General features: G+C 41.3%; 21 protein-coding genes and 2 tRNA genes. 10 read left to right on the top strand and 13 right to left on the bottom strand.

Going from position 1 to position 22,262, the window contains the following annotated elements; genetic code table 11:
* Positions 1 to 132: 132 nt before the first annotated feature.
* Both B3C94_RS00965 and B3C94_RS00960 read right to left on the bottom strand, forming a co-directional pair.
* A tRNA-Phe gene (locus tag B3C94_RS00965) sits at positions 133 to 205 on the bottom strand.
* Between the two features lie 42 nt (positions 206 to 247).
* A tRNA-Phe gene (locus B3C94_RS00960) sits at positions 248 to 320 on the bottom strand.
* A 187-nt stretch (positions 321 to 507) separates the two neighbouring features.
* Here B3C94_RS00960 and mnmA point away from each other — a divergent pair.
* Positions 508 to 1,599 carry a tRNA 2-thiouridine(34) synthase MnmA gene (gene mnmA, locus B3C94_RS00955; RefSeq protein WP_209577862.1) on the top strand — a complete coding sequence of 364 codons (1,092 nt, stop codon included), beginning with the start codon at positions 508 to 510 and terminating at the stop codon, positions 1,597 to 1,599.
* 73 nt (positions 1,600 to 1,672) lie between these two features.
* Here mnmA and B3C94_RS00950 read toward each other — a convergent pair whose 3' ends face one another.
* Positions 1,673 to 2,416 carry a hypothetical protein gene (locus tag B3C94_RS00950; protein WP_293897557.1) on the bottom strand — a complete coding sequence of 248 codons (744 nt, stop codon included), beginning with the start codon at positions 2,414 to 2,416 and terminating at the stop codon, positions 1,673 to 1,675.
* 343 nt (positions 2,417 to 2,759) lie between these two features.
* Here B3C94_RS00950 and B3C94_RS00945 point away from each other — a divergent pair, with 343 nt between their 5' ends.
* From B3C94_RS00945 to B3C94_RS00935, 3 genes are read left to right on the top strand one after another with little or no spacing between them, the layout of a single operon-like run.
* Positions 2,760 to 2,903: a hypothetical protein gene (locus B3C94_RS00945; protein ID WP_293897555.1), complete on the top strand. Its 144-nt coding sequence runs from the start codon at positions 2,760 to 2,762 to the stop codon at positions 2,901 to 2,903.
* Between the two features lie 2 nt (positions 2,904 to 2,905).
* Complete coding sequence (locus B3C94_RS00940; RefSeq protein ID WP_293897553.1) at positions 2,906 to 3,076, top strand: hypothetical protein; 171 nt, start codon at positions 2,906 to 2,908, stop codon at positions 3,074 to 3,076.
* A 44-nt stretch (positions 3,077 to 3,120) separates the two neighbouring features.
* A complete protein-coding gene (locus tag B3C94_RS00935) occupies positions 3,121 to 4,185 on the top strand; it encodes a PA0069 family radical SAM protein (protein ID WP_293897551.1) in 1,065 nt (354 codons plus the stop codon).
* 127 nt (positions 4,186 to 4,312) lie between these two features.
* On the opposite strand, the gene B3C94_RS00930 is transcribed toward B3C94_RS00935, so the two are convergent.
* The 4 genes from B3C94_RS00930 to B3C94_RS00915 all read right to left on the bottom strand — a co-directional run bounded on the left by B3C94_RS00930 (position 4,313) and on the right by B3C94_RS00915 (position 8,631).
* Positions 4,313 to 5,902 carry an amino acid permease gene (locus B3C94_RS00930; RefSeq protein ID WP_293897549.1) on the bottom strand — a complete coding sequence of 530 codons (1,590 nt, stop codon included), beginning with the start codon at positions 5,900 to 5,902 and terminating at the stop codon, positions 4,313 to 4,315.
* Positions 5,903 to 6,120: 218 nt separating this feature from the next.
* The gene (locus B3C94_RS00925) at positions 6,121 to 6,282 is read right to left on the bottom strand and encodes a FeoB-associated Cys-rich membrane protein (protein WP_293897547.1); all 162 of its coding nucleotides are present in this window, start codon (positions 6,280 to 6,282) and stop codon (positions 6,121 to 6,123) included.
* A gap of 7 nt (positions 6,283 to 6,289) precedes the next feature.
* On the bottom strand, positions 6,290 to 8,392 hold the full coding sequence (gene feoB / locus B3C94_RS00920; RefSeq protein ID WP_293897545.1) for a ferrous iron transport protein B: 2,103 nt from the start codon (positions 8,390 to 8,392) through the stop codon (positions 6,290 to 6,292).
* Complete coding sequence (locus tag B3C94_RS00915) at positions 8,392 to 8,631, bottom strand: FeoA family protein (protein ID WP_286770105.1); 240 nt, start codon at positions 8,629 to 8,631, stop codon at positions 8,392 to 8,394. The genes feoB and B3C94_RS00915 overlap by 1 nt, the downstream gene beginning before the upstream one ends.
* A gap of 129 nt (positions 8,632 to 8,760) precedes the next feature.
* Here B3C94_RS00915 and B3C94_RS00910 point away from each other — a divergent pair, with 129 nt between their 5' ends.
* Positions 8,761 to 9,210, top strand: a complete 450-nt coding sequence (locus B3C94_RS00910; RefSeq protein ID WP_293897540.1) for a MarR family winged helix-turn-helix transcriptional regulator — start codon at positions 8,761 to 8,763, stop codon at positions 9,208 to 9,210.
* A gap of 5 nt (positions 9,211 to 9,215) precedes the next feature.
* On the opposite strand, the gene B3C94_RS00905 is transcribed toward B3C94_RS00910, so the two are convergent.
* The gene (locus B3C94_RS00905) at positions 9,216 to 10,025 is read right to left on the bottom strand and encodes a ZIP family metal transporter (protein WP_293897538.1); all 810 of its coding nucleotides are present in this window, start codon (positions 10,023 to 10,025) and stop codon (positions 9,216 to 9,218) included.
* Complete coding sequence (locus B3C94_RS00900; protein WP_293897536.1) at positions 10,025 to 10,606, bottom strand: phosphatase PAP2 family protein; 582 nt, start codon at positions 10,604 to 10,606, stop codon at positions 10,025 to 10,027. The genes B3C94_RS00905 and B3C94_RS00900 overlap by 1 nt, the downstream gene beginning before the upstream one ends.
* A 200-nt stretch (positions 10,607 to 10,806) precedes the next feature.
* On the opposite strand from B3C94_RS00900, the gene glmM reads away from it, so the two are divergent.
* Positions 10,807 to 12,189, top strand: a complete 1,383-nt coding sequence (glmM, locus tag B3C94_RS00895; protein WP_293897534.1) for a phosphoglucosamine mutase — start codon at positions 10,807 to 10,809, stop codon at positions 12,187 to 12,189.
* Positions 12,190 to 12,277: 88 nt separating this feature from the next.
* Complete coding sequence (locus B3C94_RS00890) at positions 12,278 to 14,353, top strand: Na+/H+ antiporter (protein WP_293897532.1); 2,076 nt, start codon at positions 12,278 to 12,280, stop codon at positions 14,351 to 14,353.
* Positions 14,354 to 14,451: 98 nt separating this feature from the next.
* Here B3C94_RS00890 and B3C94_RS00885 read toward each other — a convergent pair whose 3' ends face one another.
* From B3C94_RS00885 to B3C94_RS00870, 4 genes are read right to left on the bottom strand one after another with little or no spacing between them, the layout of a single operon-like run.
* Positions 14,452 to 15,474, bottom strand: a complete 1,023-nt coding sequence (locus B3C94_RS00885; RefSeq protein WP_293897530.1) for a WD40/YVTN/BNR-like repeat-containing protein — start codon at positions 15,472 to 15,474, stop codon at positions 14,452 to 14,454.
* A gap of 13 nt (positions 15,475 to 15,487) precedes the next feature.
* Complete coding sequence (locus B3C94_RS00880) at positions 15,488 to 15,961, bottom strand: hypothetical protein (protein ID WP_293897528.1); 474 nt, start codon at positions 15,959 to 15,961, stop codon at positions 15,488 to 15,490.
* A gap of 1 nt (position 15,962) precedes the next feature.
* The gene (locus tag B3C94_RS00875) at positions 15,963 to 16,520 is read right to left on the bottom strand and encodes a hypothetical protein (protein WP_293897526.1); all 558 of its coding nucleotides are present in this window, start codon (positions 16,518 to 16,520) and stop codon (positions 15,963 to 15,965) included.
* Between the two features lie 27 nt (positions 16,521 to 16,547).
* On the bottom strand, positions 16,548 to 17,570 hold the full coding sequence (locus B3C94_RS00870) for a LacI family DNA-binding transcriptional regulator (protein ID WP_293897524.1): 1,023 nt from the start codon (positions 17,568 to 17,570) through the stop codon (positions 16,548 to 16,550).
* A 121-nt stretch (positions 17,571 to 17,691) separates the two neighbouring features.
* Here B3C94_RS00870 and B3C94_RS00865 point away from each other — a divergent pair, with 121 nt between their 5' ends.
* The 3 genes from B3C94_RS00865 to B3C94_RS00855 are packed head-to-tail and all read left to right on the top strand — an operon-like array spanning position 17,692 to position 22,234.
* A complete protein-coding gene (locus B3C94_RS00865; RefSeq protein ID WP_293897522.1) occupies positions 17,692 to 19,176 on the top strand; it encodes a xylulokinase in 1,485 nt (494 codons plus the stop codon).
* 1 nt (position 19,177) lies between these two features.
* Entirely contained in the window at positions 19,178 to 20,506 is a 1,329-nt protein-coding gene (gene xylA / locus B3C94_RS00860; protein WP_293897520.1) for a xylose isomerase, read from the top strand.
* A 51-nt stretch (positions 20,507 to 20,557) separates the two neighbouring features.
* Positions 20,558 to 22,234, top strand: coding sequence for a sodium/sugar symporter (locus B3C94_RS00855; protein WP_293897518.1), 1,677 nt, complete (start codon positions 20,558 to 20,560; stop codon positions 22,232 to 22,234).
* Positions 22,235 to 22,262: the final 28 nt, after the last annotated feature.

Here is a 22,262-nt window from a genome sequence, read left to right as displayed (position 1 = left end):
AGGCTAAAGCTCCATTTTTTTTAGAATCGCTATAGTGGTGTAGAAGCTATACTGTCGTATTTAAGGGATTGCTGATGATAAAAAAGGTTAGCTAAAACAAAAAAAGCTTGTTCATTGAACAAGCTTTTTTTGTGGTGCCACCTGGGTTCGAACCAGGGACACAAGGATTTTCAGTCCTTTGCTCTACCAGCTGAGCTATGGCACCAGTTGACCTTTTATTTAAATCTGTGATCATCAGATTGAAGCGTGGTGCCACCTGGGTTCGAACCAGGGACACAAGGATTTTCAGTCCTTTGCTCTACCAGCTGAGCTATGGCACCGCTTTCTGCTATGGGTTTGTTCCCCTATTGCGATGCAAATATAGTCCGATAATTTGAATTCTAAAACTTTTATGTAGATTATTTTCTCACTTTTTTCGAACGTGTTGATTTTGATCGAGATAAAATTACAAGAAACTAACATACAGGAAAAGGAATAAGCTGTATCTTTGCATTTCAATAATTAGAGATGAGTAAAAGAGGAAGAGTTTTAGTTGCAATGAGTGGAGGGGTAGATAGCTCCGTTGCTTCTGTCATGCTCCACGAACAAGGATATGAGGTTATCGGTATCACGATGAAGACATGGGATTATGCATCCGCAGGTGGTTCGTCGAAAGAAACCGGATGTTGTAGCCTTGATAGTATCAATGACGCTCGTACATTAGCCGTAAACTATGGTTTCCCTCATTATATATTAGATATACGTGATGAGTTTGGAGATTTTGTGATTGACAATTTTGTAGAAGAATATATTGCTGGGCGCACGCCTAACCCATGCGTATTATGTAATACCCACATCAAGTGGGAGGCTTTGATGAAACGTGCTGACAAATTGGATTGTGAGTTTATCGCTACCGGACACTATGCAAATATCCGAATGCACGATAATGGCCGTTATGTGATCTCCAAAGGTAAGGATGAAAATAAAGATCAATCTTATGTTTTGTGGGGAGTTTCACAGGAAAACCTTGCGCGGACACAATTTCCGTTAGGATCTTTCACAAAAAAGGAGATTCGTCAAATGGCTTTGGATATGGGGCAAAAAGAATTGGCCAATAAATCTGAAAGTTATGAGATCTGCTTCGTTCCTGACAACGACTACCGCGCATTCTTGAGACATAAGGTGCCTACTTTGGATCAACAGATTGGTCCCGGTAATTTTATCCTTTCCGATGGTACAGTAGTAGGTAAACATATTGGCTACCCTTATTTCACCATCGGTCAACGTAAAGGCTTAGGTATTGCTTTGGGTAAACCGATGTTTGTGATTGAAATCCTTCCAGAGAGTAATACGGTGGTCTTGGGAGAAGAACATGAACTTGAAAAGTCACACGCTTACGTTCGTAATGTGAACTTTGTCAAATATGCAGGATTGGATCAACCGATGGAAGCAATTTCAAAGGTACGTTATAAAGATTCCGGTGCTCTGTCGACCATCTCCCAAGAAGATGACAAAGTCCGCATTGACTTTGTGCATAATGTAAAAGGTATTGCCCCTGGACAGTCGGCCGTGTTCTATGAAGGAAATGATCTACTCGGTGGTGGTTTCTTAATGAAATAACAAGAAGCTGGACTGAGATTTAGAATAAGAGTTGTAATCCCTATGCTGTAGATACAGTATAGGGATTTTTTAATTAAAAATTGCTGAGATTGTGTGCGGCTATGATCCCTGCCGGATTTAAGTCGATCGAATTTAGAAGAAATGTATAATTAGTTCTTTTGTCAAGATAGAGGGTCGAAAGCGATACTAAAATTATATCGTAATCATTACCAGTTGAATCAAAAGTAAGTGTCTTTGCCTTTTGTGATTCACTATTGTACCGTGTTAATTCGATTTCGTGGGAACCGATTGTGCGAGCCTGTCTTTTATCAAAAGAAAAGCCAATGATTTCAATTTTTAGAACGATATGGCTACACGCCTTAGGCCAATAAAAATTTTCCTCCCCTTTTAATTCGGGCATGTGGATTAATATGGTCCCTTTAGTTGCGAAATTCACGGTAGTATCGAAATAAAGGTAATCATAGATATGGCAATTCTTATTGAACTGAAAGTCGACCAATCGCTGGATATTTCCTCGGCTAACTCTTTGATAGCCGGGGTTGTGTTTTCCATTGCCAAATAATACACGCTGCATACGTTTAACTAGTCGGTTGTGCATTTCGCTGTCATGTAGTTTTTGATGTACAACATCGAAAGCTCGACGGATTATTGCACCTGCTGCGCTTGCTGCTCCAAAATCAGAAGCGGCGGCTTCAGTCCATATCGTCTGACGCATCTTGTCCGAAGGTTTAGTTTGTACGACATTTTTGTCTCCGACTTTACGATTGACCAAATTCCCTGTTTGGCCTCTCAAATATCCATTTTCAATTATTGCCATAGTTAAAGTTAGTCTTTTAAATTGCTGAAAAGTAATTTTTCACAACTTTTACGAGATTTAAAATAGTGATTTACTGTGTTTTATGAATTTTGAAATTTAGCATACTTCACGATTATTAAATTGGTAATGGATATCATTATTGTTCGCTGTAGCGCTAGTTGAGATATAGTATAGATTCGGTTAAGAAAGGGAGTGTGTGCGGGGTGCTTCGGTGATCATACCGATTTGTAAGCGTGATATAGTCGCTGTCAACATGGAGTGAACACGGACTCAAGTCGGATTGAAGGGCCTTAACGTAATCATGTGCCGTGCATATTCTGTAAATGTTTTGGGGGAGTAGACCGTGTTATCCAGCGCAAAGAAAGAAGCCTTGAATAAAGTTTACAACATCGTTGACGAATGGCATAAAGCTGTATTGGAAAATCGTATTCATGAGATTATGAAAGATGATGGGGATGAGAATAATGGACTAATAGATGAAGAATAACGATGCCATTTGCAAACCCTACACCTTATGACTATTTTCCGCGGAGATTGCATCCGCAGGAGATAGGGAATTCGTTTGATGTAATTAATCTTTTCTTTGGCTGGGAGAATTTTCGGGCTTGGAGCGATCATCTCGATGAATGGAATGTGGTATATGAAACTTTGTTAAAATGATATATTTTTGTTGTTTTTACTAATAATTTTAGTAATTTTAACCTATGAATTCGTCAGAATATTTCAAGGGTAGAGGGGCTCAGATTAATCCCAATAACAAGTTTTTTGTAAACCAATACGTGCAGGAGCACGTGGAGGGGCTGGATGAGGAATTTTTGGGTGCCGAGAAAACGCAGTTTATTCCGACACATCCGAAATCGATTATATCCAAATCCAATAGCCCCGACCTGCGTTTCGAAAGATCTATTAATCCTTATCAGGGCTGTGAGCATGGCTGTATTTATTGCTACGCGCGTAATTCACATGAGTATTGGGGCTTCAGTGCGGGATTGGATTTTGAACGTAAGATCTTAGTAAAACATAATGCGGCTCAGCTTCTCGAACAGGAGTTTAGAAAATCGAGCTATCAACCCGATTTGATTATGCTTTCAGGCAATACAGACTGTTATCAACCTATTGAACGGAAGCTGGGTATCACACGTTCGCTTTTAGAATTGATGGTCAAATACCAGCATCCTGTTTCTATCATCAGCAAAAATGTACTGATGCGACGGGATTTTGATCTCTTGCGCGAACTTGCGGCACTAAATCTGGTTTCCGTTGCCGTGACCATCAACTCGTTGCGGGAGGAGGTACGCCAGAAAATGGAACCCCGGACTGCTACGGCATCGGCCCGATTGAAACTAATCGAGGGGTTGACACGGATAGGCGTTCCAGTCATGCTGATGATGGCGCCCATCGTTCCGGGAATCAATAGTGATGAGATTTCAGATTTGATTCGTTCGGGAGCAGATGCGGGAGCAATTACGGCCTCATATACAATCGTGAGGCTCAATGGACAGATCGGTGCTATTTTTAAGGATTGGCTTTATCAAAACTATCCTGATCGGGCAGAGAAAGTGCTGCACTGGATCGAGGCCTGTCATGGCGGTAAGATCAATGATACTGATTTCGGACGAAGGATAAAAGGGGATGGTCATATGGCCGAAAGTTTGCAGCATTTATTCAAGCTATCCGTCAAAAAATATATGAATAATGGGACACTTCCATCCTTGAGAAGGGATCTTTTCCGCTTACCCGATGCAGGAACGCAGCTAGGATTGTTTTAGATGGCTGGAGCGACAATTATGAATTCGCTATTCTCGAGGAGGAATATCTACATTAAATTTTAGCAAAAAAGCCTGATTCATGCAATGAATCAGGCTTTTTTTATTTTTCAGATCGAGGTTCAATGAACTAAGATTTCTTTCTTTTGATCAAAACATAACTCACATAGAGTAATATAAGCCAAGCAGGGATCAATTCTACCGGAAGTTTCATTCCTGTTATCCACATGATGCCAAGTACAGCGATCAAAAAGATCAGACAGATATAGTTACTTAGGGGATATAGAAAAGATGGAAACTTGGTCTGTAAGTGGGCATCGAGTTTATTCTTTCTGAAATACAAATGTGTAATGGAAATCATCACCCAGTTTATAATCAGTGAAGATACCACAAGCGACATCAAGATCTCCAAGGCATTTTTTGGTGCAACATAATTGATAAATACACAGACAGCTGCAAACAATGCCGAGACCAAAATAGCATTGATTGGTGCGTGATTTTTATTGAGTTTTGAAAGAAAACGAGGTGCATTACCCTGTTCCGCTAGACCATATAACATTCTACTGTTACTATACACACTGCTGTTATAAACAGACAATGCTGCTGTAAGCACAATAAGATTTAAGGCATTTGCGATAATTTTTGTGAAATAAAAGGTCTTTCCAAAGATGGTAAATTCAAATCCATTAAGCTTGTCAAAGACAAGTACAAAGGGACTCGTATCTGCGGTGATATTTGTCCATGGCGTCAAGGAGAAAAGAATGATCAAAGCGCCGACGTAAAAGATCAAAATCCGATAGATCACCTGATTGGTCGCTTTCGGTATATTCTTTTCGGGGTGCTCGGCTTCTGCAGCAGTAATACCAACCAATTCCAGACCACCAAAAGAAAACATGATCAAAGCCATAGCCGAAAGAAGACCTTCAAAATTACCCTCTGCAGTTTGGCTAAACCAACCTTTTGGGAAAAAACCGCCATGTGAAGTCAGGTTGCTAAGGCTTGCTTGTTCACCTCCGGTACCGCTTATAAGTAAGTAAACACCGAAAACAATCATGGCGATGATCGCAACAACTTTGATAATGGAAAACCAAAATTCCGTCTCGCCATAAATTTTGACAGAGGCAAGATTTAAGGCGTTGATTGCAAAGAAGAAGAATAAGCTCGACGCCCATAGCGGTATTTCTGGCCACCAAAATTGAACATAAACACCGATAGCCGTTAATTCGGCCATACTGACGAGGATGTAGAGAACCCAATAGTTCCAGCCCGAAGCATAACCGGCAAAGGAACCCCAGTATTTATTGGCGAAATAACTGAAGCTTCCTGAAACAGGTTCTTCAACCACCATTTCTCCCAATTGGCGCATAATGAAAAAAGCAATGATCCCAGCAAATGCATAGCCAAGGATAACGGCAGGCCCTGCTAATGTAGCAGCCTTTCCAATACCCAGAAATAAACCTGTGCCAATCGCACCTCCCAGTGCAATTAATTGAATATGTCTATTTTGAAGTCCTCTTTTTAATTCTTCCTTATTGTTTTGTTTCTCCATGTGAATGGTTAATACGGTTTCTAGTTTATTTTGACAGATTCTTGGATTGGAGAGCCTGAGGCCATATTGATAGTTCCAAGCCAGAATCGGATTGACCAAAATCGGTACTGTTAAGCTGATATACCTTTGATCGGCGTAGCTCTCCCAGCACATGTTTTGTCCTAAGCGCATAAAGTTAATAAAACACTTAGGTATTTATGCACATTCCGTTGCGGTTTTACTCTATTTCGTTGTTTTTTAAAAACAATGGCGGAGTCCATGTTTGACTAGGAATTAGAAAGCGCCGTAATTTGGAAATACGGCGCTTTATGAATTAGTAGCTAGTGTGATTTTTGGCCACTCTAACTAATAACGAAATCTTATTTGTAAATGCTACTCAAAAAGACAGATTAATTTGCTTTTTGTGTTTTTTCCACGCTGCAGTCACATCCGCAGCCTTTCGAGCAGCTCGACTTGCCCTGTAGTGATTTTCGGACGTTTTTAACGACATACCACACAGCCGCCAAAACGAGAATTCCTACGATGAGATATTGTACTGTTAAATTATCCATAGCTTTTTTATTTTAAAAGTTGATAAGCAATTAAAGCGCTGAAATAGGCCAAGCCTGTCATAAAACCAAGCTGTATTAAAGTCCATTTCCACGAGCCTGTTTCCCTTTTTACAGCCGCAATTGTACTCATACATTGCATAGCAAATGCGTAAAATAGTAATAAGGATACGCCAGAAGCCAGATTGTAAGCAGGTAAACCGGTATTTCGATTAATTTCGCTTTTCATTTTACCTAATACCGTTGTTTTAGAGGCTTCATCTTCGATGTCCACTTCGTCACCAAGGCTGTACACAGTGGCCATGGTTCCCACAAATACTTCACGAGCGGCGAAGGAAGAGATAAGACCTATACCCATCTTCCAGTCGTAACCTAATGGTTCAACAACAGGCTCAATAGCCATGCCAAGATAGCCTAAGAAAGAGTGCTCCAACCGGTAAGACGAAATTTCGTGATCTAAGTCCGCTTCGGATAAGTTGGGGTTGTTTTTTGTCACGTATTCTTCTGCTTGGCTAAATTTATCATTTGGCCCGAAGCTACCTAATGCCCATAGTATCACAGAGATTGCCAGAATGATTTTACCTGCACCGAACACAAAGCTTGATGCTTTTTCCCATACATTTAAAGCAACATTCTTCCAATCCGGAGTTTTATAGGTCGGCAGTTCAAAGATTAAAAATGATTTATGTTTTGATTTGATGACCTTCGTCAGAATAATTGCGGATAGCAGGGCTGCGAATATTCCAAGCAGGTACATCACAAACAATACAATACCTTGTATTTGAAAGCCCCCTAATTTCGTGTCCGGTATCACCAGTCCGATCAGAACGATATAAATAGGAAGACGTGCAGAGCAGGTCATAAAAGGTGTTACCAGAATAGTGACGAGTCTTTCTTTGCTATTTTCGATGTTACGTGCAGACATGACAGCAGGAACAGCACAGGCAACGCCCGAAATCAAAGGAATCACTGATTTTCCATTCAGCCCAAAAGGGCGAAGCCATCGGTCCATTAGGAAAACTACGCGGCTCATATAGCCCGTTTCTTCCATAATCGAGATAAAAATGTATAAGATGACGATTTGTGGAATGAAGATAACGATCCCGCCGATACCTTTGATAATACCATTGCTGAGCAAGTCGGTCAATGGCCCCGCCGGCAATACTGTTTGTGTATAGGCCGCAAGATCACCAAACAAACCGTCAATAAAATCCATGGCTGGTCCAGACCAGGTATAAATTGCCTGAAAGATCAGAAAAAGGATTCCAAAGAAGATGACATAGCCAAAGATCGGGTGCAGCAGGATGCTGTCGATCGTATTGGTCTTGTTTTTATTGGAAGTCTCATCTTTTACATAGAGCTCGGCAAGACTGCTATCTAATGCTTTACTGCGTAATATAGCTTCGTCTTTTTGCAGCTTTTCGGCCCGCAATTGATGTTTGTCACGGATTTGCTGAATAGACTGATTTTTTTCTTTTGATAAAAAGGACACTTCGCCCTTGGCTAAATATTGCCAGGTATGGTATTCTGTATCTAAAGGGAAAAGGCGTTTTGCTTCTTCCAATGCAGCATCAGCTTCCTCCGGTAGGCTGAATTTGCTGATATACATGGGCGGAACAGCATCAAAGTTTTTGATCAGTTGATCTATACCCTGCCCGGTACGCGCGTTGGTCTCGTATACTTTTGTATTTAATAAATGCTCAAGTTTTTGAATATCTATTGTAATGCCTTTTTCTTTGGCTTCATCGATCATATTGATGACGAAAATAGCAGGTAGGCCAAGCTCCCGGGCCTGTTGATAAAGGATGATTGACCGTTTTAAGTTGGTCGGTTCAGCGACGACAACAACCAGGTTGGGTCTGAAACTGTTTTCTTTGTCAACTAAGGTGTTGAAAACAACTTCTTCGTCCATTGAGCTAGGAAACAAGGTATATGTTCCCGGTAAATCAATAATTCGATAAGTCTTGTTGTTAGCTTTTACTTGCCCCTCACGTTTCTCGACAGTAATTCCGGGATAGTTTCCTACTTTCTGATTTAATTTTGTAATCCGGTTAAATAGAGATGTTTTACCCACATTTGGATTCCCCAAAAGTGCAATAATCGGGTTATTCATTATTTCTGATCAATAAGGATGACTTTAGCTTCTGATTTGCGGATGGCAATCAAGGCGTTATTAGCACTAATATTTAAACATATAGGACCGTCCAAAGGAGCGATGTGTTTCACTTCTATTTCAGTACCCGGGATGAACCCCAATTCGAAAAATTTAGCTGGAATATCGTGCGAATCAAAATCTATTATTACCGCCTTTTCCCCTTTTTTTAGCTTATCTAAGCTAGTTCTATTACGCATCTACCTGTTTTTTTTGAATTCTTCAAATATACAGAATTTCTACCATTTAGAATGATTCTAATGTCATAGTTATGTATTTAGTAAAAAACAGCTATCTTTACTACTCAGAACGATTAATTATCAACCAGAATGAAGATTGAGGACGAAATCAAAGTAAGTAAATTCAGTAATGAATGGCATCGTTGTACGGTAAATATTCTATATACGTACAATTGGATTAACAATGAGCTTGAACAGCGAGCTGCCAAAGAAGGGATCACTTTGAAACAGTTTAATGTCTTGCGCATTTTAAGGGGGCAATATCCTAAGCCTGCAACCAATAATCTCATTAAATCAAGAATGCTAAGTACAACGCCGGATATCTCCCGGATGATTGATCGCATGGTTTCCAAAGGATTGGTTTCACGCTGTCAATCTGATGGAGATAAAAGAGCCGTGGATTTGGTTATCACAGAAAAGGGCTTAGAGATTCTTAAAGATCTGGATGAGGATATGCTGATGCAGGACCTTTTACCCAATCGAATTAGCGAAGAAGAGGCAATAACGTTAAGTACACTGCTGGATAAACTTCGCGGCTAAAGAAATTAATGCGCATGGTCATGATGTTCATGATCATGCGGTTGTTGATGCTGATCGTGCCCATGATCATGTTCCCCTACAAATAAGAAACTTCCAAGTGCTATAGCCACACCGGCAATAACAGCAATCATTTTCTTTTTATTGAATTTATGGTGGTCAATGGAGCCAGATTCAAAAAGTATCGTCGTGGAGATGTGCAAGAAAATACCGATAACCACCGCCATGATTTTATCAAAATACTGCTGAATATTGCCTACTTCTCCCGCACTGATGGCCTTGCTCAGTAAAAACCCAAAGGGGGTCATAGCGGCAAATAAGGCCAGTGTAATAAGGATGGTATTTTTCTTTAAATGCGTGCTTATTAAGATACTTCCCAATGCGAATGCAGCTGGGATGTGGTGAATCGATATGCCTAGTGCGAGTTCAGTCTGATGCGTCGCTGCAAGTGGCATCCCCTCCAGAAATGCATGTAGACAGAGGCTGAACATAATACCGATTGGAAAACGATGGCTGTGGTGACCATGCTCATTGTCCGCATGAATATGGCCATGCTCTATCCCTTGCGAAAACTGCTCAAGAAAGAGCTGAAAGAGAAATCCTGCAAGCACATATATGCCTAGTACTTCAGGTGAAGTATTGTTGGATTGATAGACATGTGGAATAAGATGAAGTACGGTTATGGAGAATAAATAGGCTCCACTGAAAGAAAGGATGAGCTTAAGAAAATTCGTTCCTTTCTTCTGTACAAAAAATACGGCAATTCCACTTGCAAATGCAGGTATGAATAAAATTAAAATCAATAAAATTGAATTCATTATACTTGTTCAGTTTTAAAAAAGCTAGGTACAAAGCGTTTGAATAAGTAGCCTGTAGCCAAACCGACCAGGATACCTAAGGCCGAACCACAGAGCACATCAAACGGGTAATGAACACCAACATAAATTTGAGAGACTGAAATTAGGGTCGCCCAGGCAATACAAAGCCATAGTACATATTTCCATCTCCTCCGGAAAAGTACAATCCAGAAAAAAGCAAGAGAAAAATGATTGGCCGCATGGGAGGAGGTAAAGCTAAAGCCCGAACCACAGCGTACGCGGATGTTGACATTTTCTTTAAACTCCACGTCATTGCATGGTCGTATCCTTTTTACAGTCTTTTTGATCAAATGAGATGATATACCATCGGAAATACCGAAAGTAACCAAGGTCATGACAACAATTAGGATACCTGTTTTTCCATAAGTCTTAATGAAAAAGATGATCAAAAATAAATACAAAGGTGCCCAGGTATATGGATTGCGCAAAATAGGCAATAGCCAATCAAACACAGGGTTACTCAAGCCCTGATTAATGGCCAGAAAAATCTCTTGATCGATGTGTACTAATTGTTGAATCATAAATGTTGCTGATGACAATGAAATCCCAAACTTTAAAAAACTCGTTTTTCAAAAGTAAAAATAATTTCATTGCAAACGGTTGTTTCTTTTAAAAACAACTTTGTTGCAACAAATATACGTTAAATATTCATTAATTATAATTTTAATTCGATATTTTATTGGCATTGTGCTAAATTTACACGTTAATCAATTCAAGAGAAATGACTTTAATTAAATCAATATCAGGAATACGTGGTACGATAGGTGGGCGTGCTGGAGAGGCACTTACCCCGATAGATATCGTTAAGTTTACAGCCGCATACGGCAAAATAATTGTCAAACAGAGTGGCATCAAAAAAATTGTGGTAGGAAGAGATGCACGCGTTTCCGGAGAGATGGTCAGTAATTTGGTGATTGGTACCTTGCAAAGTATCGGTGTTGATGTAGTTGATTTAGGTCTTTCAACAACTCCGACGGTAGAAATTGCTGTGCCTATGGAAAAGGCAGCCGGTGGTATTATTTTAACGGCTTCACACAACCCGGGCCAATGGAATGCGCTGAAGTTGTTGAATGCAAAGGGAGAGTTTATTTCAGATGTTGAAGGACAAGAAGTATTGGCGCTTGGCGAATCCTTAGACTTCGACTTCTCGGAAGTAGAAGAGATCGGGCAGGTTCATAAAGATTATTCTTATTTACAGAAACATGTTGACGCTGTATTGGCCTTAGAATATGTAGATAAAGAAGCGATCAAAGCGGCTAATTTTAAAATTGCTCTGGATGCCGTCAACAGTACCGGTGGTACATTTATACCAGCTCTGTTGGATGCGCTCGGTGTACAGACAGTCTATAAAATTCATTGTGAACCCAATGGTCAATTTCCGCATAATCCAGAACCATTGAAAGAACATTTGACGGATTTATCCGCTGCAGTTCTTGAAAACAAAGCTGACTTGGGTATTGCTGTGGATCCGGATGTAGACCGATTGGTCTTCATGATGGAGGATGGTGAGTTATTTGGTGAAGAATATACGTTAGTTGCTGTAGCGGATTACCTATTGCAGCATAAGAAAGGAAATACAGTTTCCAATTTGTCTTCCACACGTGCATTGCGCGATGTAACGCATGCGCATGGTGGTGAGTATTATGCGGCGGCTGTTGGTGAAGTAAATGTGGTGACAAAAATGAAAGAAGTCGATGCTGTCATCGGTGGCGAAGGAAATGGCGGTGTCATATATCCTGCATCCCACTACGGCCGTGATGCGTTGGTTGGTGTGGCTATCTTCTTGACACACTTGGCCAAAATAGGTAAAAAAGCATCAGAGTACCGTGCTTCTTTACCGCAGTATTTTATGTCGAAAAACAAGATCACCTTAACTCCGGAATTGGATATTGATAATCTATTGGCCAAAATGGAGGAAAAATATAAAAATGAAGACCATTCAACAATTGATGGACTGAAAATAGACTTCGAAAATGAGTGGGTCCATTTGCGCAAGTCGAATACCGAACCGATTATTCGGATCTATTCTGAGGGACCGACGCCCGAAGCTGCTGAGCAGATCGCGCAGAAGATTATCAGAGAAATTGAAGAAATAATTAAATAGAAACAAAAAGCTGCATCTGCAGCTTTTTGTTTTAGGACTAATCTGAGTAGTATAACATAGTCCTAGATATTAAGATGTTTTAGAATTTATGATTAGAACGATCATTTTAAGTACGTATTGTTTTCTTAGTTTAATTTTATTTGCCTTGCCAACAAGTGCCCAGCAACCTGTAGAAGAAATCAATAGGGTGTTAGATCAATGGCACAAATCTTCGGGCGAGGTAAAGTATGGCCCTTTCTTGAATGTCATTGCTTCGGATGGTATTATTTTGGGGACGGATCATGACGAGCGATGGGATAAAGCGCATATTGATAAGTTTTCTGACCAATATTTTAATCCCAAAAATGCCTGGACTTACAGCTATGATAAACGGCATATCAGTTTTAATGCAGATAGCACAATAGCTTGGTTTGATGAAACTTTTAAGATCAATACCAAGTCTTTTCGTGGCGTGGGCGTGTTGAGCAAGCTGGGCAGTGAGTGGAAGCTTCGTCAATATAGCATGTCCATGTCGGCTCCCTATGCGGATGTAAAGGCAGCAGTGGGCGGAAAGGCCGGCCAGAAAATTCATAGCAACCTCTTATTGGTGATGGTGCTGTTTTTCTTTATGGCCATGTTATTTGTGCTGAGCCAGCGCTTAAAAATTTCTTACCCCATTCTGTTGGTTATTGGCGGACTTGTGATCTCGTTGATCCCCGGGGCTCCTGTCATAAGTGTTGATCCTGATATCGTATTTATGGTATTTTTGCCACCCTTACTTTTTGAAGCAGCCTGGTATACCAATTGGGGGAATTTTCTGAAGTGGCGACGGTCTATTTTTATCATGGGCTTTGGTTTAGTGTTCTTTACATCGCTGGCGATTGCCTACTTTTCGGTCAGTATTATTCCTGGGTTTACATTAGCGCTAGGCTTTCTGCTGGGAGGCATTATCTCTCCTCCGGATGCGGTGGCAGCGAGTTCTGTCCTGAAAGGGGTAAGCATTCCTAAACGGGGAATTGCGATATTGGAAGGGGAAAGCCTGGTGAATGATGCAGCCTCATTGACGGTATTTAGATTTGCATCCATTGCGATTCTTACAGGCCAGTTTGTGATGAGCAATGCGACGACGCAGTTTCTGATGTTATCGGTCATGGGTGTTGTCGTTGGTCTGGTTATCGGTCACATCCTCTATATATTCCTACGTTATGTTGCTAAGTCGTCGAGTATTTCAACACCCATAACCCTTATTGCGCCGTACCTGATGTATATTGTTGCGGAGCATTTTGAATGGTCCGGAGTTTTAGCTGTAGTCAGTGGGGGACTGTTTCTTTCCTTCCGAGCAGGTGATTACCTCAATTACCATACACGCATCCAAACGAAGGAGGTTTGGGCGACAGTGGGTTTTCTATTAAATGGATTTGTCTTTATTTTAATTGGACTTGAACTCCCGGTGATCATCAATGGTTTGGGTGAATACTCCATGGAGGAAGCGATTGACTATGCATTGGCTATTTGTGTGATCGTGATTGTATTGCGATTAATTGCGGTGTACCTCTCCGCCTTTGTTCCTAGAATATTGTTCAAACGCGTCCGTATCAAGGAAAAGAGTCCAGGCTGGAAGTTGCCTTTGGTTGTAGGCTGGGCCGGCATGCGAGGTGTGGTTTCTTTGGCTTCAGCTTTGGCGATCCCTTTAACCTTATACGATGGAACTGCTTTTCCGCACCGTAACCTGATCTTGTTTATTACTTTTGTGGTTATTTTGGTGACACTTGTTTTTCAAGGGCTTACCCTGCCATTGCTGATCAAACTGATTAAAATTGAAGAGGTCGATGAACAAGCTTCGATGGAAGAACAGATAGATGAGATCCGTGTCCGTCTTGGCAAAGAATCTATTGCTTATTTAGATAAGCATTATGGAAAGGAAATGCTGGAATATGAGACAATTGCCCGCGTCAAAGAGCAGATTGTCCGGAGTGTAAATGCATCCGAGCGTGCCAAGGAGGAGGACACGCGTGCTCAGCTTTCTGCTGTTAGAGGCTTGTACAATAAAATTATGCTGGAACTTTTAGCTTTACGTCGCGATGGATTGTACAAAATCAAAGAAAGTAAGGCTTACGATAGTGATGTTATCAAAGAAATGGAGTATTCCTTGGATTTGGAGGAATCGCGTTTGTCGCGCAAGTAGTTGTTGATAAGTGAGTATATCTCGGTTTTTGCACTGCGAAACCTAGCTCCAGTGTTGTAAGAAATAGCGTGCAGAGGTGCAAAAAATAGCGAATTAGCCTATAATGCTAATTTCGCTATTTTTCCTTTATCTCCTGCCAGAAATATGGCTTGACCTTTTTTGGCTTTTTGAACGGCATTGAAGCTTTCCTTTCCGATAGCTGTCCAGTTTTTACCCCCGTCATTCGAGTGGTCTGTACCCGAGGTACCTGTGCAGATCAGTTGTTTTTTGGAGAGATAAATGACTGCCGACTTAAAGCCAGCAGGGGCTGTCTCTGGTGCAAACCATGTCTTGCCGCCGTCGTTGGTCAAAAGGCTGTTTTTGTCTTTATTTTTATCTTCCTTGTAATCGCCGCCCACCACAATGCCGGTTTTTGATGTGTAAAATGCGACCGAAAAAGGACCCGTGCTATTTTTTCCCTGAATCATGGGGCAACTGTAACGCTTCCATGTGCTGCCCTGATCTGCGCTGCTGTATATATTGGCTACAGTTCCACCGGTAGCAATCCAGTAGGTGCCATGGTCATCGCAGTAGATGGATGTTCCGCTCGCCGCAAAGCCTGCTTCCCCATCGGCGATGGCAAAGTGCATATTCGCAGATATATCTTTCCAAGACTTTCCGAAATCAACGCTTTTCAATAAAGGCATTTTTCCATGAATGGCGTCTCCAAAAGCAATTCCTACACCTTTTGATGTAAATGCAAATCCATCATAAAATATCTCCGGTCGTTTGTCACTGAATACTTCCTTCCAGCTTCGGCCACCATCCTGTGTACTTAAGATAATGGCAGGCGAACCGGCCGAAATAATAAGGGCTTCATTCTCATCAAATGCTTCGATATCTCTAAAATCGATTTTTTCATAACCTATGGGATTGACCCACTGCCAGTTTTTTCCGGCATCCGTACTTAAGCCTACAGTACCGTTGCTGCCACTTACCCAAACGGTTTCATCATCGACGACACTTAGCCCCCGATAGCTGCTGTTGCGTTCTTGATTGACAATATTAATCGTAGCTTGCTGAGCATTTAGGAGGTTCAGAAAGAAGATTTGGATAATGAAGATCAGATATGAAGGTTTCATGTGGGTATGCTGTTTATTTAAACAAATCTACTCGTCTTTTTGAAACTTTCCGTGGTTTTTTTAAGATTGTTTTGCGAAGCTGCAGAAATCCAACGGTCATTTTTCGTGGTGATTTGAAATAAGGAATGCTTAAGACAACCAAAAGTGCAATACAGGCCGACGTCCCCAGTGCTCCACCATAGCCTGTAAAAAACTTACTTGTGTTAAGCAGAATCGTCGTAAAGATAATGCCGGCAAGGGCAAGGCCGAAATAAGTGGATAGCTGATTTTTTGATACCATGCCTATAAATGACGCGCCTATAAAAATAGGGGGAATGTACTGTGCGAGATGAGGAGAAACACTTTGTGGGAAGAAATGTAGAAAACCTGCGACAAGTAAGGTCAGCAATGCCGACGAACGCACTGCCCCTTGGTGAAACTTGGTGTTAACATAGTATGTCGCCGTGCTCCCGATGATGCCAACTAGGTATAAAATAAATGTTTCCATATTACTTAAAAAGGTACAACAATAAGTAGGTAAGTGAAACGCCCAGGAAGGCCAATGTGCCCAGTTTACCGCCAACGCCATTTAAGAGACTCTTCGATACAATGAGAAAGATCGCGGTGAAAATGCTGGCTGCTAAAATAAAAGAGAAACCATGGGCCACCTGCGCATTGGACATCCCTACAAATGCACCGCAATAAATTGCTGCCGGAAGGTGGGGTAGATAGGTTGAATTTTTGTTGATGTTGGGAATAAACGAGGCGATGGTGCCTGTAAGCGCAGCCCCCAAAACAGGACCCAAACCGAAGATCTGATTGAAATAGTAGGATGTAATTGCTCCTATAGGTACCCAAATAGCAATTTTAATCGATTCATATTCATGCCTGTGATGATGAATGGGCGACCTGAGATAACTGTATAGGATCAGTAAGGATAATAGGCCGATAAAGGCTAATACAATATATGAATGCGTATTTTCTACAAAGATGGCCACTAAAAAAAGGGCCTGAATGACAAATAATAAGCAGATGCTTACTGTCCTAAATTTCTGCCGGGCTTGCATTGAAGTAAATTTAGGCAAAGGTACTGATTATTTGTCTATTCTGTTGGTAGATTTTCTTTTTACCAATAAAGGATCAAGGACAATTTGTTCGATTGCTTCGTAGGGATTTTTTTGTTTAACCATTTTGAGAAAGAGCTTGGCACATTCTTCCCCCATTTTATTGGCCTGTTGATCAATACTTGATAGTGTAGGCGTGATAAAAGAGGAAAAGGTCTGGTTTGCAAAACCGATCACACCTGTCGCCGGAATAGCGATATCTGCCGATTTGAGTGCCTGTATAATCCCCACGGCTGTAAAGTCATCGCCACCAATAAAGGCGTCTGGTTGGATTGCAGATTTTAGAATCTGTTCGGTGCCTTTGATGCCGGCTTCAATAGATAAGTCGCCACGCACAATAAAGTCTTCCTGCTGGGGAAGTTGAGCCTCTTTTAGTGCTGCTTCGAAGCCATGAAAACGATCCTGGAAAATAGAAATTTCTTTGTCTGTCGTGATAAAAGCAATGTTTCTATAGCCCTGTTCGATCAGATGCTGCGTTGCAAGATAGCCGGCTTTAAAATCGTCGAGTTTTACGACAGGAGCGGGAATATTCTTGTGGGTACGGTCAAAGATAATTAAGCACTTGCGCTGGTTGATGACTTCCCGGAAGTGGCTTGTTTGTTGGGTTTCCAAGGATAGTGAAGCAATGATGCCATCCACTTGAGCCTCCAGCAAAGTCTTTACACCATTGACCTCATCTTCAAACGATTCATTTGACTGGTAAAGCAACAGGCTGTAATTGTGTTTCTTCAGCTCTTTTTCAATACTGTGGACGGCTTCCGCAAAAAAATGAATTTGCATGGTCGGAACAATAACGCCAATTGTATTGGATTTGCCCGAGGAAAGGGACGATGCAAGTTTATTGACGCTATAATTCAATTCCTTGGCTTTGTCGAGCACTAGTTTTCGTGTCGCCTCGCTGATCGTAGGCACATTGTTCAATGCGCGTGATACAGTAGAGACTGTCACACCAAGCGCACGGGCAATATCATAAATTGTCGTTTTTTTATTCACGCTCCAAAGTAAATAATTTTATTTAATATTTTGAATATTCAGAAACATATCCTACTTTTATGCAACCGGTTGCAGCGCTTGCTTCCGGCTTTGTTTTAATAACCAGTTACAATTAATTACCATGTATTTGTTAGGTATAGATGTAGGTACTTCTTCCGTAAAAGTTTCGATCGTTGAGGCATCTTCGCAGCGTAAGGTTTGTTCGGTACAATATCCGGATATAGAAGCGCCCATAATTACTGTGGAGCCCAACTGGGCCGAACAAAATCCGCTGGATTGGTGGGATTACTTTAAACAGGCCTTGTTGAAAGCAAATGCGCTAGGGCTGTACGATCCCAAAGCAATTTCGGCTATTGGAATCGCTTACCAAATGCACGGCTTAGTGGTAGTCGATAAAGATCAACAGGTGCTGCGAAATGCGATTATCTGGTGCGATAGCAGAGCCGTAGAGTTGGGGAATACCGCTTTTGATGAAATCGGAAGGTCTTTAAATCTAAGCCATCACTTGAATTCTCCTGGGAATTTTACAGCGTCGAAGCTGGCCTGGGTGAAGGCTAATGAACCGGCTATTTACGAAAAGATAGATAAGATCATGCTCCCCGGCGATTTTATTGCCATGAAACTTTCGGGTCAAGTGACAACTTCCATATCGGCCTTATCGGAAGGTATCTTTTGGGATTTCAAAAACAATACCCTGTCAGATACCATTATGGATTACTATGGCTTTGCCGATCATCTTATTCCAGAGATCTTACCTGTATTTTCGACCCATGGACAGATTAAAGCAGCTATTGCCGAGGAACTCGGCCTGTCTGGTACGGTGACCATCAACTATAAGGCTGGCGATCAGCCCAACAATGCGCTTTCCTTGAATGTTTTACAACCTGGAGAGGTCGCTGCGACCGCAGGTACTTCTGGGGTTATCTATGGGGTGAGCGATCAGCTGATTGCGGACCGCGAATCACGTGTCAATACATTTGCACATGTGAATTACCGTGAAGATGATATTCGGACAGGGGTACTACTATGCATCAATGGAACAGGTATTATGAATAGTTGGGGACGGAAGTTGCTAGGACGCGATTTATCCTATGAACAAATCAATACCATGGCTGGGTCATCACCTATAGGAAGCAAAGGCCTGCAGGTTATTCCATTTGGGAATGGCGCCGAGCGTATGCTCAATAATCAGATGGTGGGCGCTTCAATTACAGCAATAGATTTAAATAGGCATGATGCAAGCGATATACTGCGTGCGATACAGGAGGGGATTGCTTATGCTTTTCGTTATGGACTGGATATCATGCGTGAAAATGGCTTGTATCCGAATATGATCCGTGCGGGATATGCAAATTTATTCTTAAGCTCCGTTTTTCGCGAGTCTTTTGTAGGAGCCACAGATGTCCCGGTAGAAATTTTTAATCACGACGGCAGCGTGGGGGCAGCGCTGGGGGCAGGGATCGGTAGCGGCTATTACACGGATTTTGTCGAAGCTTTTCGCACCTTGAAACCCGTGTACACGGTTGAACCTCAATTTGTAGCGCAGTATGAAGAGCATTATCAGCAGTGGAAAGAATTGTTAAATAAAAATATAAATAAAAAATAAGATGAATATTATCAAAGGGAAAAAAGAATTTTTCAAAGGCGTTGGCCAGATTCAGTTCGAAGGAAAAGACAGTACAAATCCATTGGCTTTCCGTTATTACAATCCGCAGCAGATTGTTGCTGGAAAAACAATGGAAGAGTATTTCAAATTTGCCTGTTCATATTGGCATTCATTTAATGGCAATGGATCTGATCCATTTGGTGGACCGACACATCAATTTCCATGGGACGAAAGCAGCGACGTAATTACAAGGGCAAAAGATAAAATGGATGCGGCATTCGAATTTATCAGTAAATTGAATATACCTTATTACTGCTTCCATGATGTAGATTTGGTCGATTATTCAGATAATGTCCTCGAAAATGAAAAACGTCTCTCAACTATTGTTGATTATGCGAAGGAAAAACAACAGGCGAGCGGAATCAAATTGCTTTGGGGGACAGCCAATCTGTTTAGCCATAAGCGCTATATGAACGGGGCGGCGACCAATCCAGATTTTCATGTCCTTGCACATGGTGGTGCTCAGGTGAAGGCCGCATTGGATGCAACGATTGCTCTTGGTGGTGAAAACTATGTGTTCTGGGGCGGAAGAGAAGGGTATATGAGCCTCTTAAACACCAATATGAAACGTGAACAGGAGCATCTCGCACAGTTTTTACATATGGCCAAGGATTATGCCCGTAAAAACGGCTTTAAAGGAACGTTCTTTATCGAGCCTAAACCATGCGAGCCTACAAAACACCAGTACGATTATGATGCCGCTACCGTGCTCGGCTTCCTTCGTCAGTATGATCTTTTGGAAGATTTTAAACTAAACCTGGAGGTAAACCACGCTACATTGGCCGGCCATACGTTCCAGCACGAGCTGCAGGTTGCTGTCGATGCCGGTAAATTGGGCTCCATCGATGCTAACCGCGGTGATTATCAAAATGGATGGGATACGGATCAATTTCCGAATGACATCAATGAATTGACCGAAGCCATGTTGATTATTTTAGAAGGTGGTGGTTTCCAAGGGGGCGGTGTGAACTTTGATGCCAAAATCCGCCGGAATTCCACAGATCCTGAAGATCTGTTTTATGCACATATTGGGGGGATGGATCTTTTTGCACGCGCTCTAATTACGGCAGATCGTATCCTGCAGGACTCGGACTACAAAAAAATTCGGACAGACCGTTATGCTTCGTTTGACGCGGGTCATGGCGCATCGTTTGAAGATCGTAAATTAACTTTGGAAAACTTAAGGGATTTAGCAGTGGAATTGGGTGAGCCTAAAACCATCAGTGGTAAACAGGAGTATTTAGAAAATTTGGTCAATAGATATATATAGTTCTAAAAATATTTCTATATTAGGCGATCAAATTAAACCAATTACCAATACATGAATAATTATTTAAGCACAAAAGATTACATCGTTTTCCTGATCTACTTTGTTATTGTAGCAGGTTACGGATTATGGGTATATTATCGAAAGAAATCTGAATCTGTCGGTTCCAAAGATTATTTTCTGGCTGAGGGTTCATTGACCTGGTGGGCTATTGGAGCATCACTTATCGCATCCAATATTTCTGCTGAGCAATTTATCGGTATGAGCGGTTCCGGATTTAAGATGGGATTGGCTATTGCAACTTATGAGTGGATGGCTGCCATCACGCTGATTGTCGTTGCGGTATTTTTTATACCGGTATATTTAAAGAATAAGATCTTTACCATGCCACAGTTTCTTCATAAACGTTACAATGGAACTGTTGCGATGATCATGGCCGTTTTCTGGTTGCTGCTTTATGTGGTGGTCAACTTGACATCCATTCTTTATTTGGGCGCCATTGCGGTAAGCAGTATTTCTGGTATCAGCCTGGAAGCGTGTATGTATGCTATAGCGATTTTTGCTGTTATCATTACGCTGGGCGGTATGAAGGTAATTGGGTATACGGATATTATTCAGGTTTTCTTTTTGGTTCTTGGTGGTTTGGCGACAACTTATCTGGCCTTAAATCTTGTTTCGGAGCACTATGGTGGCTCCGGGGTACTGGAAGGCTATCACTTAATGACCGAGAAAGCTTCCGATCATTTCCATATGATTCTGGATCGTAAAAACGAGAATTATCTTGATTTACCAGGATTGACCGTATTGATTGGAGGGATGTGGATCGTCAACTTAAATTACTGGGGATGTAATCAATATATCACACAGCGTGCATTAGGAGCAGATTTGAAAACAGCGCGAAACGGAATTTTGTTTGCTGCCTTTCTAAAGTTGTTAATGCCTATCATCGTAGTATTGCCGGGTATTGCAGCGTACGTGATGTGGAAAGATGGTTTGTTCCAAAATGAAATGATGCAACATGGTGAGGTGAATCCAGACCATGCGTATCCAGTTTTATTGAATTTATTGCCAGCAGGTTTAAAGGGCTTGTCGTTTGCAGCATTAACAGCTGCGGTAGTCGCTTCTTTGGCCGGTAAAGCAAATAGTATCGCAACAATCTTCTCCTTGGATATTTATAAGAAAGTATTCAATACCGAAGCATCAGACAAAAAATTGGTCAATATTGGTAAGCTTACCGTTGTTGTTGCCATGATTTTGGGCGTGCTGATTGCACCACATTTGGGAATTGATAAAAAAGGTGGTTTCCAATATATTCAGGAGTATACAGGCTTTGTGTCTCCAGGTATTTTTGCCATGTTCATTTTAGGATTCTTCTGGAAGAAAGCAACTTCAAATGCGGCTTTATTTGCAACAATTGGTGGTTTTATTTTCTCCATTATCTTCAAAAAATTACCGGATTGGGTCGATCTTTCTTTCTTGTCATCGACAGGTTTCTCCGTTCCAAATCCGACAACCGGAGTCTACGAGATACCATTTTTGGATAGAATGGGATTTGTTTTCGTGATTTGTATTATCGGTATGATTCTCATCAGTATGATCGACAATAAGCGTGGTGTTGTGCCAGCTGGATTGGAAGTTGATACCACGATGTTTAAACCACACCGGGCGTTTTTGGTCATCGCATTGATTGTAGCGTTATTGGTTACAGCCTTATATTCTATTTATTGGTAATCCAATAGTAAATAAGATTTTAAAAACT

Source organism: Sphingobacterium sp. UBA5670 (genome assembly GCF_002420705.1).
GTDB lineage: Bacteria > Bacteroidota > Bacteroidia > Sphingobacteriales > Sphingobacteriaceae > Sphingobacterium.
This window is presented reverse-complemented; position numbering and strand designations above follow the sequence as displayed.